Source organism: Teichococcus globiformis (assembly GCF_042646265.1).
In the GTDB taxonomy this organism is placed as follows: domain Bacteria; phylum Pseudomonadota; class Alphaproteobacteria; order Acetobacterales; family Acetobacteraceae; genus Pseudoroseomonas; species Pseudoroseomonas globiformis.
Window position 1 is genome coordinate 36,992 of record NZ_JBHRTN010000029.1, and the last position, 12,789, is coordinate 49,780.

The 12,789-nt window shown below is 65.3% G+C and carries 9 protein-coding genes; 7 read left to right on the forward strand and 2 right to left on the reverse strand.

The features are described from left to right. The 5 genes from ACFOD4_RS21060 to ACFOD4_RS21080 are packed head-to-tail and all read left to right on the forward strand — an operon-like array spanning position 1 to position 8,377. Positions 1-1,668 (forward strand): methyl-accepting chemotaxis protein, encoded by a 1,668-nt coding sequence (locus ACFOD4_RS21060; RefSeq protein ID WP_379599680.1) that lies wholly within the window; start codon positions 1-3, stop codon positions 1,666-1,668. A 22-nt stretch (positions 1,669-1,690) separates the two neighbouring features. After that, on the forward strand, positions 1,691-3,775 hold the full coding sequence (locus tag ACFOD4_RS21065; RefSeq protein ID WP_379599682.1) for a hybrid sensor histidine kinase/response regulator: 2,085 nt from the start codon (positions 1,691-1,693) through the stop codon (positions 3,773-3,775). A 26-nt stretch (positions 3,776-3,801) separates the two neighbouring features. Then, positions 3,802-4,836 carry a chemotaxis protein CheB gene (locus tag ACFOD4_RS21070; RefSeq protein ID WP_379599878.1) on the forward strand — a complete coding sequence of 345 codons (1,035 nt, stop codon included), beginning with the start codon at positions 3,802-3,804 and terminating at the stop codon, positions 4,834-4,836. Further along, entirely contained in the window at positions 4,833-6,515 is a 1,683-nt protein-coding gene (locus ACFOD4_RS21075) for a response regulator (RefSeq protein WP_379599684.1), read from the forward strand. The genes ACFOD4_RS21070 and ACFOD4_RS21075 overlap by 4 nt, the downstream gene beginning before the upstream one ends. Positions 6,516-6,517: 2 nt before the next feature. Further along, on the forward strand, positions 6,518-8,377 hold the full coding sequence (locus tag ACFOD4_RS21080; RefSeq protein ID WP_379599685.1) for a response regulator: 1,860 nt from the start codon (positions 6,518-6,520) through the stop codon (positions 8,375-8,377). A gap of 14 nt (positions 8,378-8,391) precedes the next feature. Here the strand turns inward: ACFOD4_RS21080 and ACFOD4_RS21085 are convergent, their stop codons facing one another. Then, the gene (locus ACFOD4_RS21085; RefSeq protein ID WP_379599686.1) at positions 8,392-9,987 is read right to left on the reverse strand and encodes a GMC family oxidoreductase; all 1,596 of its coding nucleotides are present in this window, start codon (positions 9,985-9,987) and stop codon (positions 8,392-8,394) included. A 303-nt stretch (positions 9,988-10,290) separates the two neighbouring features. Continuing rightward, positions 10,291-10,725 carry an HU family DNA-binding protein gene (locus ACFOD4_RS21090; RefSeq protein WP_379599687.1) on the reverse strand — a complete coding sequence of 145 codons (435 nt, stop codon included), beginning with the start codon at positions 10,723-10,725 and terminating at the stop codon, positions 10,291-10,293. Between the two features lie 351 nt (positions 10,726-11,076). On the opposite strand from ACFOD4_RS21090, the gene ACFOD4_RS21095 reads away from it, so the two are divergent. Further along, positions 11,077-11,373 carry a PRC-barrel domain-containing protein gene (locus tag ACFOD4_RS21095; RefSeq protein WP_379599688.1) on the forward strand — a complete coding sequence of 99 codons (297 nt, stop codon included), beginning with the start codon at positions 11,077-11,079 and terminating at the stop codon, positions 11,371-11,373. Between the two features lie 8 nt (positions 11,374-11,381). Then, a complete protein-coding gene (locus tag ACFOD4_RS21100; RefSeq protein WP_379599689.1) occupies positions 11,382-12,602 on the forward strand; it encodes an MFS transporter in 1,221 nt (406 codons plus the stop codon). Positions 12,603-12,789: the final 187 nt, after the last annotated feature.

Here is a 12,789-nt window from a genome sequence, read left to right on the forward strand (position 1 = left end):
TTGACCATCGCCAATCGCATTCTCCTCGGGTTCGCCTGTATCACCCTGCTGCTGGTGGGGCTGGGTGTGTACAGCCTCAATCAGATCAGCGTGGTCACGGCGGCGACCGACATGATTGTCACCCGCGACATGGCCGCACTGCGCCAGTTGATGGCACTGCGCGAGGCGGAAACGTCCATGCAGGACAGTCGCAGCCGGACCCTGTCGCGCTTTCTGCTGCGGAATCTCGGTCGCGAAACCGGCTCCGACGATCTGGCTGCATCCTGGGCGGCTCAGGCGGCGCGCGCCGATACCCTGGTGCGAGAAATGCAGATGAGCACCAGCCAGAACGCCGCCACAGCGCCTTCCGCCGAACGCCGCGCTTCCTGGCAGCGCATGGGAACGCTTGCCGGGCAGGTTGCGGCTGAAATGCAGCGCATCCGCGAGCAATCGGAATCCCAATTCCGTGCCATCCGGGCCGGCGACCTCGGCGCCGCGATCACCGCGGGCGAAGGTCTTGTGGCCACGCGAACACAGTTCGCCCAGCTTGGCCAGTCCCTGGAGGAAGGGCTGAACAGCCTGGTGGCGGCCGGGCAGCAGCGCGGACAGGAGGTGTATGAGGACAGCCGGCTTTCTGTGCTGGCCGTGCTCGCCGGCGCCGTGCTGCTCGGCATCATCATCAGCCTGGTTATCCGCCGCTCGATCACCAGCCCGTTGGGAGCCTTCATGGAGTTCGTCGAGCGGGTCGGCCGGGGCGACCTTTCAGGGCCGCCGGCCGCTACGGGGGCAGATGAGCTGGGACGGCTGGGCCAGACCCTGAATGCCATGGTGGACGGGCTGCGTGCGTTGGCGCGGCAAAGCCGGGAGGCAACGGAGAACCTGCACGCGGCCGTGGCCGAGATCCGCGCCAGCACGCAGGAACAGGCGGCGAGCGTGGAGGAGCAGCTGGCCGCCGTGCAGGAAACCGCCGCGACAGTGGACGAGATCACGCATTCCGGCTCCCAGATCGGCAAGCGGGCGCAGGAGGTGATCGCTTCCGCCCAGGCCACTGCGCAAACTTCAACGGCCGGGTTGCGGGCGGTGGACGAGACGGTGAAGTCGATGGATTCGATCCGCGAGCAGGGCGAGGCCGTGGCTGCCAACATCGTCGCCCTTTCGGAGAAGACCCAGGCGATCGGCGAGATCATCACCAGCGTCAACGACATCTCCGAGCGTAGCCATCTCCTGGCGCTGAACGCCGCCATTGAGGCGGCGGCTGCGGGCGAACAGGGCCGCTCCTTCGCCGTGGTGGCCAGCGAGATGAAGACGCTGGCCGATCAGGCCAAGGACGCGACCGGCCAGGTGCGCTCCATCCTGGGCGACATTCAGCGCGGCATCAATTCCTCGGTGATGCTGACGGAGGAGGCGGTGAAGCGCGTTGCCGCCGGACGCGAGCGCACCGGCACCACGCACGAGGCCATCACCGAGATCACGGCAAGGATCCAGGAAAGCGTGCAGACCTTTCAGCAGATCGTGGCCAGCACCAATCAGCAGCAGCTCGGCATTGAGCAGGTCATGGGTGCGCTGCAGAACATTCGCCAAGCCAGCCAGCAGACGGCGGTGGGCACGCGTCAGCTCGACAGCGCTGCCGCCAATCTGTCGCAGCAGGCCCAGACCCTGGTGACCATGGCCGATCGCTACCGCATCTGAGCCGACCGCCTGGGGAGAGGGAATGAACGAGCTCCGGCAGGAGTTGCTGGCCGCCTTCGCCATTGAGCACCGGGAGCATCTCGGCGCCATCCGAACTGCGTTGACCGCTGCGGAGCAGGGCCGCCCCTTCGATTTGCGGGATGTGTTCCGCCGTGCGCACAGTCTGAAGGGTGCTGCCCGCGCGGTGGACCTGCCGGCGGTGGAGGCCATGGCTCACCGGCTGGAAGCCCAGTTTGCGGCCATGGGCGAGAATGCCGGGGTTCTGGATGCCGCCCGCATCAGCGCGCTGCAGGCGCTGCTGGACGCGATCGAGGATCATGTGGCGAGGCCGGAAGGGCCCGGCGAGCAGACCCGCGGCGATGCGCCCCTCCCTGCGCCGGATGCAGGCGAGAGTGCGGCAGCGATACTCCGGATCTCGACGGCGCAGGTCGAGTCTTTGAACAGTGCCGGCCATGCCATTGCCGCGGCTCTGGCGCAGCAAACAGGCTTACAGGAAGGGCTGCGGGCGCTGGCCGCGGCTCTGGGCAATCTGCGTGGGCAAGTGGTGCCTGCAGGACAAGGGCAGAGCCTGGCGCGGGAACTGGAGGGGCTGCGGGTGCAGGCGGCGGCGCTCGCGCGGGCCCATCGCGGGGCCATGGCTGCCGCGGAGGCGGCCACCGCCAGCCTGCGCCGTGCCACTGACCGCATGGCGCTGGTGCCTGCGGAAAGCGTGCTGGGCGGCCTCGCACCCATGGTCCGCGAGATGTTGCGTGAAAGCGGCAGCGAGGCGCGGCTGCGCGTCGAGGGCCTGGAAATCCAGGCCGACCGTGCCGTTCTTCAGGCGCTGCGCGATCCGGCCATGCACCTGCTACGCAATGCCGTGCGTCACGGGCTGGAACCGCCGGCGGCTCGCCTGGCTGCCGGACGCCCGCCGGAAGGCAGCATCACGCTGCGGCTGGCCATCGATGGAGCCTTGCTGCTGCTGACGGTGGAGGATGACGGCCCGGGGCCGGATCTGCCGCGGATCGAGGCCGTTGCGGTGCAGCGGGGCCTGGTGCCAGCCCGCCCTCCCGGTCAACCGCCGCCGCCGCAGGAGCGCCTGCTGGCCCTGGTGTTCGAGCCCGGCTTCTCCACGGCGTCAGAGGTGGATCTTATTGCCGGACGCGGCATTGGCCTTTCGGTGGTGGCCGAAGCAGCCCGCCGTTTGCAAGGCAGCGTGATCCTTCGTCCGCGCCGCCCACACGGTGTCGCGGTGGAGGTCGCGGTGCCGCTTTCCGCGGCCCGGCAATCCTTGATCCTGGCCGAGGCAGCTGGTCACACCTATGCCCTGCCGGCTCGTGGGGTAGAAAGGGTGCTGAGAGTACGGTACTCGGCGGTGGAAAGCATCGAGGGCCGCCCCGTCTTGCGCATCTCGGTGGGTGGACGGGACGTTATCGTGCCCGTGGTAACCCTGGCCTCCCTGATCGGATACGCGCCTGCACCGCAGGCAGCCAACCTGAACGCCGTGTTGCTGCGAAGCGGAGTCCGGCGGTGCGCGGTGGTGGTGGAGCGGCTTCATGATGTTCAAAGCCTGGCGGTCGAGGCGGTGCAGGCGCCCCTCTCCGATCCGGCCCTGATCATGGGTGCCGCGCTGCGCCAGGGCGAGCCGCCGGTACCGGTGCTGAGCCCGGAAGCCCTCATGGGACGCTGGATTCGGGATCACGGCATGCTGACGGTGGCCGGGCTGGGCCTCGCCGCCACGCCTGATGCCGGAACCGAGACCGCCACCATTCTTGTTGTGGATGATTCGATCACCACCCGAACATTGGAAAAGAGCATCCTGGAATCTCAGGGCTTTCGCGTGCTGCTCAGCGTGGACGGGCTGGATGCGCTGACCCGGCTTAGGGGCGGGGAAGCAGTGGTCGACCTCGTCATTGCCGACGTGGAAATGCCCCGCATGGATGGCTTCGCCCTGCTGCAGGCCATGAAGGACGACCTGCGCCTTGCCTCGATCCCGGTGATCCTGATGACCTCCCGCGCCACGGCGGAGGATGTCCGGCGTGGCCTGGAGCTCGGCGCCGGCGCCTACATCACCAAGCAGAAATTCGATCAGCGCGAGTTGCTCGCCACAATCGGGCAGATGCTGTGACCGCCCCCTCCGGACCTGTTCGCGTCATGCTGGTGGAGGATTCTCTGGTGGTCCGCCAGTTACTCTCACACATCGTGACGCGCGATTCCCGGCTGCAGCTGGCCGCTGCCGTGGGCTCGGCCGAGGAAGCATTGCGCGAGCTTCCGCGCATCCGCCCCGACGTCATCTCCATGGATATCCGCCTCCCCGGCATGGACGGGCTCGAAGCAACCCGCCGCATCATGGCGGCGCAGCCCACGCCGATCGTGGTCATTGCCGACGCGATTGAGGATGCCTCGCTCCACATCTCCATGAATGCGCTGCGTGCCGGTGCCCTATCGGTGGTGGAGAAGCCGGTTGGTGCCTGGACCAGCGGCTATGAACGCATCGCAGGCACAATCTGCACCCAGCTCTTCATCATGAGTCAGGTGCCGGTGATCCGCAGGCGGGGCCCTGGCATATCGCGTCCCGAGCTTGTTCGGGACCTGGCCGTGACGGGGGAGGGGCAGGGGCGTCCCTCCGTACTTGCCATTGCCGCCTCAACCGGCGGTCCTCCCGCGCTGGCGCAGGTTCTGGGCAGCCTGCCGAAGGACTTCCCCTTGCCGGTGCTGGTGGTGCAGCATATGGGAAGCCCATTCATGGAAGGCTTCGCCGCATGGCTGGACGGGCTGGTGCCGATGCCTGTGGCACTGGCGCAGGACGGCAAGGCGGCGCGCCCGGGCCATGTGCATGTGGCGCCGGGCGACCGGCACCTGGTGTTGGGAACAGGTGGCATCCTTCGTACGACGCTGGATCGACCACTGGCCAGCCAGCGCCCTTCCGCAACCGTGCTGTTTCAGTCTGTGGCGGAAGCTGCCGGATCGCAGGCCATCGGTGTGCTGATGACAGGCATGGGAGAAGATGGCGCCGCCGGGCTGCTGGCCATGCGCAGGGCCGGCGCATTGACCATCACAGAACATGAGAGCACGGCGGTGGTCAACGGCATGCCGGCGGCGGCGGCGCGCATTGGTGCGTCCATGCAGAGCCTGCCCCTCCCACTGATCGGCCCGCGACTGCTCGCGATTCTGGAGCAGATGGCATGAGCACTCTGCTGCTGGTGGAGGATTCGGAAACGCAGGCCTTGCAGATGCGGCGTCTTCTGGAAGCCAATGGCTTCGGCGTGCATCGGGTTCCCACCGCCGAGGCGGCGCTTGAAGCCCTGAACGAGGCAGTGCCAGCTTTGGTGATCGCCGATTTTCACCTGCCTGGCATGAATGGCGACGAACTGGCGCGGCAGATCCGCCTCAACAGCCGGACACGGGCCATCCCTGTGCTGATGCTGACCGAGGCGCGGGAAGGCGACATGGAGCGACAAGGGCTGGAAAGCGGAGCCGACGCCTATGTGCCGAAATCCGCCGACCACGAGCTGTTGCTCCTGCGCATCCGGGCTCTGCTCCGGCGTAGCGCTGTCACCGCGCCATCCAGCCAGAGCATCGCCTTCCGCCGTGCCAAAACCCTGGTGATCGACGACAGTGCCACGTTCCGCACCTATCTCTCGGGCCTGCTGGCACGCGAAGGCTATGTGGTGAGGGCCGAGGCCGATGCCGAGATCGCGCTGGAGGCTGTGGCGCAGGCGCCGCTCGAATGGGACTGCGTCGTTATCAACGTGCTGGGTACAGGGTATGACGGTGCATCCATTTGCGCCCGCCTGAATGCGTTGCGTGGCGCAATGAGCGGAATGGCAGGTGGAACGGCCGGATTCCAGATCGTTGCCGTGGGCAGCGACAGCCCGACTGAACGCGAGAACTCTGCTCATGTTTTCGAGGCAGGCGCAGATGACCTGGTGCCCGGCATCGCCGAGCCGCGTCTTTTGGGCATGCGCATTCGTGCCGCGCTGCGGCGTAAGATGCTGCAGGACGAGGAGCGGCGGGCAGCCGAGGAAATCCGCGCCCGTGAGGTTTCCCTGCAGCGCGCCGAAGCAAAGGCGGCGATGGCGGAGGCGCTGGCCCGAGCCAATGACGAGCTGGAAGAGGCCAATAGACAGCTCCGGGATGCGCAGACCAAATTGGTTCAGGCGGCCAAGATGGCCCTTCTGGGCGAACTGGTTGCCGGCATTGCGCACGAGATCAACAATCCTCTCGCGTTCATTCTGGCGCACCAGCGCACGGTGGAACGCGTGCTTCATCAATTGCGATCCGTGGTCGGTGAGAAGGATGAAGCGCTCGGTCTTGTCGAGAAGGGCATCGAACGCTCCAACTCCATGACCTTGGGTTTGAAGCGCATCGAGGAGTTGGTTGCCAATCTCCGGAAGTTCTCGCGCTCGGACGATGCATTCCAGACCGTCAATGTTCCCGATGCAATGGAAACCGTTCTTGCGCTTCTGGCCCACAAGCTGGGAGAGGGCATCACGGTTGAGCGCCGTTATGAAGCGCCGCCTGAGCTGCGCTGCTCGCCCGCTTTGCTGAACCAGGTCGTGATGAACATCGTCGCCAACGCCGCCGACGCGATCGACGGCCGCGGCCGCATCCTCATCGCCACTTCCAGCGATACCAGGAACTACCAGATCGAGGTGGTGGATTCGGGGCCTGGTATCGCAGCCGAGCTGCGCGAGCGCGTCTTCGAGCCATTCTTCACCACAAAGGCCGCGGGTGCCGGAACCGGGCTGGGCCTTGCTATTGCCTACAACGTGATCCAGGCTCACGCGGGATCGGTGTCGGTGACGGAGGGCCCATCCGGTGGGGCACGGTTCGTCATCACCGTGCCCCTGGATTCAGGAACATGATTGTGGAGCGCAGGCCTGACTATCCGCCAACGTTGTTGCTTGTCGACGATGAGCCGGAGATCCTTGTCGCGCTCACGGACTTGTTCGAAGAAGAATTCCGCATTGTGACGGCAGGGTCTGGCGAAGCCGCCCTGGCCATGCTGCCAGGTCAGCCTGCTGTGGAGATCATCGTGTCCGACCAGCGCATGCCGGGCATGACGGGCGATGCCTTCCTGGCGCGTGCGCGCAAGATCTGCCAGGCCGAAGCGGTGCTTTTGACAGGCTACGCCGATCTGGAAGCGGTAATTGCCGCGGTGAACCATGGCGGCATCGCCGGGTACGCGCCCAAACCTTGGGAGCCGGCCGCCTTGCTCAGCATGGTCCGCGGCGCTGGAGCACGCTTCCGGTTGAACCGGGCTCTGGAAACCGAGCAGGCACTGCTTCGCGGCATGATGGACTCGTCACACGATGCGGTAAGCTTCCGCGACACCGGCGGCCGCTATGTGCGGATGAACGCAGCGAAGGCCGCGGCTCTGGGTGGTACGCCGCAGGACTGGATCGGATGCGAGCTGCCGCTTTCATCGGAGGACGCCGACGCCATCGCCTCAGCCACCATGCGGGAAACCCTGGAGGCGCGCAGCGAGGAAGGCGGCCTGCCACGATGGATGCGACAGACCCGCATCCCAATTCGGAATGAAAGCGGAAAGGTCAGCTACCTGGCCTTGATCGAGCGCGACATCACCGAGGAGCGCCTGTTGCAGGAAAGGCTGCACCAGGCAGAGAAGATGCAGGCACTGGGCACGATGGCCGGCGGGGTCGCCCATGACTTCAACAACCTGCTAACAGCGATTTTGGGAAGCCTGGAACTGCTCGATGCCAGTCTTCCGGTTGATGCCCGACAGCGGCGCATGATCGGCAACGCCATGGCGGCTGCCGAGCGCGGCTCGGCCTTGACCCGCCGCTTGCTGAGCTTCAGCCGAAAGCGCCCGCTGCAGTTGGCACCGACCGATGTAAACCGGCTCGTCGCCGAGATGGAGGATCTGGTGCTTCGCAGCGTCGGTGATGACGTTGCGCTGGAACAACGGCTGCAGCCGGGTGCCTGGACGGCCATGGTCGATCCCGAACAGCTCAGCATGGCGCTACTGAACCTTTGCATCAACAGCCGCGACGCCATGCCCGATGGCGGCAAGATCATCCTGTCAACCCGCAATGTCAGCGTGGAAGAGGGCACCATCGGGGACCTTATGCCAGGTGACTATGTCGGCATCGCTGTTGCTGATACGGGTTCCGGCATGCCGCAGGCCGTTCTGGCACAAGCCTTCGAGCCCTTCTTCACCACAAAGGAAGTCGGCCGCGGTACCGGCCTTGGTTTGTCCATGGTCTACGGGCTGAGCCGCCAATCCGGCGGAACGACCTTGATCGAGAGCAGTGAGGGACAAGGCACCAAGGTGGAGGTGCTGCTGCCACGCCTTTTTGAGCCGCCGTCCCCGCCGCAGAGACCTGAGCAGTCCGCAAACGCCAGTGGCACAGCTCGTGTGCTGATCGTCGATGACGATGCGGCGGTCCGTCAGGTGACCGCCGGCTTTCTGGCTGAGTTGGGGCAGGATGCCATTGAGGCCGCGGACGGGTCGGATGCGCTGCATCTGCTGCGCACGGATGCCACAATCGGAATGTTGGTGACAGACGTGCGGATGCCGAAAATGACAGGTTGGGAACTGGTCGAGCAAGCCCAGCAAATACGTCCTGGCCTACCCATCCTGATGGTCAGCGGCTTTCCACCCACCGACGATGCCGCCAGATCCCTTCCGCTTCTGCGCAAGCCGTTCCGCAAGGCGGAGCTGGCGGAGCAATTGGCCCTGCTGCTGTCCTCGCGGATGATGTGACGTACGGACAACACTCAGCTTCCGCGCCGGAGCAGCTCCGCCGCGTGCTCGGCGACCATGATAACGGCGGCTTGGATGTTGCTCGAGGGGATGAGGGGCATCACCGAGGCGTCGGCCACCCGCAATCCCTGAATGCCCCGCAATCTGAGCTGGGGGTCCAACACAGCGGCAGCGTCACTTCCCATCCTGCATGTGCCACAGGGATGGTAGACGGTCGTGCCTGCCGCACGGATGTAGTCGAGCATGGCCGCATCATCCGGCGTCTCGGCCGACGGGGCTAGGTCAGCTTCGATCAACCCGGCGAGCGGCTCGGCGCGGGCGATACGACGCCCCAGGCGCATCGCGTCGATCATGATCCGCTGGTCGGCGGCTGAGTCGAGGTAGTTGGCCCGAATTAGCGGTTTGTCGTCGGAATTGCCACTGCGTAGCCTGACGCTGCCGCGGCTTTCAGGACGACATTGGCCGAAATTCAGCATCATCCCAGGTTCAGGCGTCAGAACATACCCGGCACTGCCGAGGGCGAAGTTGATGAACTGAAACTGGACCTCTGCTTCTTCCGCTCCTGGTGTGACCGCGGCGAACAGCGTTGCCTCCGTGGCACCAACCGCCAGAGGACCGCTGCGGCGAAGAGCGTAGCCACCGACCGCTCGCGCCAGAGACCAGCGGCTTCGCATCACTTCATTCACCGTCCCCGCTCGCCGGGTGCGGAAAGCCAAGCGAGCGATAAGGTGGTCCTGCAGGTTCAGCCCGATCTGTGGACAGTGCAGCGCAACATCGATGCCGAGGGATCGGAGATGCTCACCATCGCCGAGGCCCGACAGCATCAGCAACTGTGGGGAGGCGAGGGCGCCGGCACACAGAACGACTTGCCGCGCATGAAGATTGTGAAGTGCGCCACGATCGTCCCTGGCCTGCACGCCGGTAACCCGTGTGCCATCCAGCAGGATCCGCTGCGCCGTGAAGCCTGTTCGGAGCTGGAGATTAGGGCGCTTCAGAGCCGGATGCAGGTAGGCGCGGGCCGTGCTGATCCGGCGACCCTTCCTGACGTTCATCTGGATCGGCATGACTCCGGCGATGTCGCCATCGTTCATGTCGCTGTTGCGGCGATATCCCATCCCTTCGCAGGCCGCGATGAAGGCCTCCGCACCCTTGGAAAGCCGCGTCACCTGGCTGACCGGCAGCGGCCCTTCCCGTCCGCGGGACGTACCCACGCCTCCCAGCCATTGCTCCATGCGCCGGAAAAAAGGCAGAACATCATCGTAGGACCATCCGGTCGCACCGGATTGCGCCCAGCGATCAAAATCATGCGGGGAACCGCGCAGAAAGACGAGGCCGTTGATCGATCCTGATCCACCGAGAACCCGGCCTCGGGGCCAGTTGACCCGGCGTTCGTTCAGCTCGGGCTCGGGCTCCGTTGCGTAGCCCCAATCGTAGCGGCCGCTGGCGAAGAGGCGGGCATAACCTGCGGGCAGGTGGATCCATGGATCGCGGTCAGGCGGACCGGCCTCCAGCAGAAGGACGCGATGGGCCGGGTTCTCCGACAAGCGGGCGGCCAGCACGCAGCCAGCACTTCCTGCACCGATGATGAGGTAATCGGACACATCCTGCATCTGGTGTCACTCGGATGCGGCTGCGCGGGTTTTGATTTCAGTGTTCAGGGCCTGCCGGGCCGGAGATCTGGCACACGCCCGGCACGCCGCCTGAAGGATAAGGACGAGCTGGGGCCTGCTTGGCCAGATCGTCTGGCATGGGTTCATCCAGCAATGTCCTCCCGCCGGCACGCTGTTCCGCCTGCGCCACAACGAGAGTGCTGTTGCCGTATCAGACTTGTCAACCGCGATCGCCCATGGACGTCGCCCGCGAGCAGCCGTGCCGATCCGGCAATCCGGGCGGCTCGCACCGCCCGGGGAAAGTCAGCCGGCTGCCCGGGCTGCCTTGCGCTTGTTTTTCTTCAGCGCGGTAAAGGCGCCTTCGCGCAGGGCCGGGCTGGGCTTGAAGCGCACGGTGGCGCTGGCCTTCACCGCCACCTTCTCGCCGGTACGGGGGTTCATTGCCGTGCGCTTAGGGGTTTCGCGCACCGAAAAGGCGCCGAACTCCGGAATTGTGAAGCGGCCGGTCTGGATAATCTCGTTCTTGATGGCTTCGATGATGTCCCCGGCCAGCGCCGTGGCGCCCACGCCGGTGATTTCGATGGACTTCTGGATGGTATCGGCGAGGAACTTCTTCGACATGGTCTTGCCTTTCAAGTCTGTCATGCAGCCAAAGCACAGCCGGCGGCTGCCGTGAAGTCCCCAACTTTGCTGCACGCGACAGAAACCGGTGGGATGTGGCAGGATCGCACCGGCCATCCGGCGCCCAGCCCCATTTGGCTCCGTGACGGTGAAGCCCTGGATTTTCTGGAAGCGGCCGACTCAACCGCGCCCTCAGCCATCCGTTATCGCGGCAGCATGGGCCAGTGAAACGGATCTCTTTAAACGGACCATGCCGGAGTTCCGCTCATGCCAATCGCTTCCCGGAGATGTTCCCGGTCCTGTTCCCTGCCGCTGCCTGCACCAGGGGCGTTGCGGGAGGTCCCGCTGCGGATCGCCTGCGTCGCGGTTGCATCACTTCTCATGGCGGCTGCGCCAGCGCCCGATGAAAGTGGGACAAGCGAGACCGTGCCCGCCCCTGCGCCGGCAGTGGCCGGGCGGCAGGCACTGGTGAAGGATCAGACGCTGCGGATCATCGGCACCGATGTGAAAGGATCAAGCGGCATCGTTGTTGGCCAGATCGTCAATGTGCTGGTGGACGCCGACGGCCAACCGGTGGGAGCGGTGCTCGACTACGGCGGCTTCCTCGGTGTGGGCAAGCGGCGCATCGGCGTCGCCTGGAATGCGCTGGCGTTTGAGCAAGGTGCCATCACGCTTTCCCTGACCCGTGAGCAGCTGAAGAACTTCCCGGAATTCCGTGATGGCGAGGATGCAGTGTTGGCCACCATTCCTGCACCCCCGGGCTGAGCATAGAGATGGGAGGCACTCGCCGCAGCCAGCGCGGACTCGACTGGCTGAACTTCTTTGTTGCAGACGTTCAGACAGGCTTCGGGCCCTTTGTCGCTGTATATCTGGCCAGCCAAGCCTGGACCGAGGTGCAGATCGGCTTCGCCCTCAGCCTCGGTACGCTAACGGCGATGCTGAGCCAGATGCCGGCGGGAGCCATCGTCGACGCCGCGCGGGATAAGCGTCGGATGGCTTTTCTTGCACTTGTGGCACTCGCTTTCTCTGCCGTTTTGCTGGCCGCCTGGCCATCAACGCTTCCGGTGTATGCATCGGAAATGCTGCACGGCTTTGCCAGCTGCGTGCTGAACCCCTCGATTGCGGCGATCAGCCTGGCGCTGGTTGGACGCGAAGCGCTGGGCGAAAGGCTAGGCCGCAACGCCCGCTTCGCCTCACTTGGCGGTGCCATAGCGGCTGGGTTGATGGGGCTGGTTGGCACCTATCTATCGCCGGCGGCGGTATTCTGGATGACGGCGGCGCTGACCATACCCAGCCTCATCTCCCTCAGCCGTATCCGAGGGGAGGAGTTGCGCCCGGTGCAGGCGACCCAGATGGCCGGGCACGGCGACGCGCGACGAGAGGGCAGCATCCGGGATCTGCTGGCGGACCGGGGCATTCTGATCTTCGCGGGTTGCGCGGCGTTGTTCACCCTGTCCAACGCCGCCATGCTGCCACTGGCCGGCGCTGCCGTGACCCAGCGCGCGGGAGACGAGGCCAACCTGATCATTGCGGCCTGCCTTGTGGTGCCGCAGCTCGTTGTTGCGGCGATTTCGCCTCTCGTGGGACGAGCGGCGCAGCAGTATGGACGACGCCTCGTGCTGATTGTCGGCTTTTCCATGCTGCCAGTTCGGGGTGTCCTGCTGGCGATGGTGGAGGAACCGGCCGCGCTGATCATGGTGCAGGCGCTGGACGGCATCAGCGCGGCGACGCTCAACGTGATGCTGCCACTGCTCGCCGCCGATCTGACGCGGGGCACGAACCGCTTCAACCTGTGCATCGGCTTCTTTGGGCTCGCTGTCGGTATTGGTGGCACGATCAGCACCACGCTGGGAGGTGCGGTGGCTGCCTGGAGCAGTTCCGCCGATGCCTTTCTCATGCTGGGCGGCATAGGTCTGCTGTGCCTGATCCTTGCCTGGGCAGCCATGCCTGAGACCCGTGATCAGTTGCCCAAGGACATGGCACTGGCACAATAGAGCGGATTCACGAACCAGAACGGGATTATTATCTTGATTGCTCTCTCAGCCATGTTAAATTAGAAAAGTCTTGAAACGGGCTTCCGGGCCCCGCGGGAATTTGACCCATGCAGCTTGCACCGCGTCATCAAATGCTAAAGCGCTTCTTCCCGGCTTCCGGCCAGGATGCAGGCGATCGTCTTGTACG

Coding starts and splice junctions, on each gene's coding strand:
- ACFOD4_RS21100 (WP_379599689.1), top strand. CDS start 11,382: ATGGGAGGCACTCGCCGCAGCCAGCGCGGACTCGACTGGCTGAACTTC.
- ACFOD4_RS21070 (WP_379599878.1), top strand. CDS start 3,802: ATGCTGGTGGAGGATTCTCTGGTGGTCCGCCAGTTACTCTCACACATC.
- ACFOD4_RS21090 (WP_379599687.1), bottom strand. CDS start 10,725: ATGGCCGGTGCGATCCTGCCACATCCCACCGGTTTCTGTCGCGTGCAG.
- ACFOD4_RS21075 (WP_379599684.1), top strand. CDS start 4,833: ATGAGCACTCTGCTGCTGGTGGAGGATTCGGAAACGCAGGCCTTGCAG.
- ACFOD4_RS21085 (WP_379599686.1), bottom strand. CDS start 9,987: ATGCAGGATGTGTCCGATTACCTCATCATCGGTGCAGGAAGTGCTGGC.
- ACFOD4_RS21065 (WP_379599682.1), top strand. CDS start 1,691: ATGAACGAGCTCCGGCAGGAGTTGCTGGCCGCCTTCGCCATTGAGCAC.